Genomic DNA, 1,376 nt, shown 5'->3' with positions numbered 1-1,376 from the left:
TGTTGGTGTTGGTGTGGTGGGTGTGGAGTTGGGCGAGGGTGGTGGCGAGGGCGGTGGTGTCGGGGTGTTGGTGGTTCAGGGTGCTGAGGATGAGGGGTTCGGGCTGGTCGGGCTGGTCGGGTTGGCGGGGTTGGTTGGGTTGTTGGGGGTGGGGGTGGTTGTGGTGGTGGTGGAGGGTGTGGTGGGTGGCGGTGGTGAGGGTGGGGGTGGGGGTGAGTTCGAGGTAGGTGTGGGTGTGGGGGGTGGTGTGGGTCAGGGCGGGGGCGTAGTGGACGGGTTGGCGGATGTGTTGGGTCCAGTAGTGGGGGGTGGTGATGTGGTGGTCGGCGGGTTGGCCGGTGAGGTTGGTGATGAGGGGGAGGGTGGGTGGGTGGTAGGTGAGGTGGGTGATGGCTTGGTGGAAGGGGTCGAGGATGGGGTCCATTTGCGGGGAGTGGAAGGCGTGGCTGACGGTGAGGTGGTGGGTTTTGCGTCCTTGGTTGTTCCAGTGGGTGGTGATGCGGTTGATGTGGTCGGTGGGGCCGGAGATGACGGTGGTGGTGGGGGTGTTCAGGGCGGCGATGGCTACGTGGGGGTGGTCCAGGGTGGGGGTGAGTTCGTCGGGGGTGGCCTGGATGGCGGCCATGGCCCCGCCGGGGGGCAGGGAGCCCATGAGGGTGGCGCGGGCGGCGACTAGGTGGCAGGCGTCGGGCAGGGAGAAGATTCCGGCGATGTGGGCGGCGGCGACTTCGCCGATGGAGTGGCCGATGACCGCGTCCGGGGCCAGGCCGTGGGAGGTCAGCAGGTGGGCCAGGGCGATGTGCAGGGCGAACAGGCCGCACTGGGCGTAGGTGGTGTGGTCCAGCAGTCCCGGCTTCCCGGGGATGCCGTCGAAGACGACCTGGCGCAAGGGGTGGTCCAGGTGGGGGTCGAGCAGGGCGCACACCTCGTCGAAGGCGGTGGCGAAGACGGGGAAGCGGGCGTAGAGCCCGGCGCCCATCCCCAGACGCTGACTGCCCTGCCCACTGAACAACCACACCCGCCCACCCACACCCAAACCACCATCGGTGGACACACCAGCCCCAGCCCCAGCCCCAGCACCGGTGCTGGTGTTGGGGCTGGTGGTCAGGTGGGGGTGGGGTCCGGCGGTGGCCAGGGCACGCAGCCCGCCCAGGAGTTCCGCACGGCTGGTGCCGTGGACCACCGCACGGTGTTCGAAGAGGGTACGGGAGGTCAGCAGCGACCAGCCCACACTCTCCAACGAGATGCCAGGGTCCGCGCCCACCCGGGCGGCCAGCGCCGCGGCCTGCGCCCGCAACGCCGCCCCACTGCGCGCCGACACCACCCACGGCACCACCCCAACGCCAGACCCCGACCCGAGCTCAGCCGACACCACC

Annotated in this window: 1 protein-coding gene; it reads right to left on the bottom strand. The window is 70.1% G+C overall.

Features of this window, described 5'->3' with window-relative positions; translation table 11 throughout:
* The coding region (locus tag AC5P1B_RS35620) for an acyltransferase domain-containing protein (RefSeq protein WP_493892183.1) at positions 1 to 1,264 on the bottom strand (1,264 nt) is incomplete at its 3' end.
* Between the last annotated feature and the right edge of the window lie 112 nt (positions 1,265 to 1,376).

The organism is Streptomyces sp. A01 (assembly GCF_059026195.1).
The sequence above is the reverse complement of the archived record's forward strand: the minus strand, read 5'-3'. Positions and strand labels throughout refer to the sequence as shown.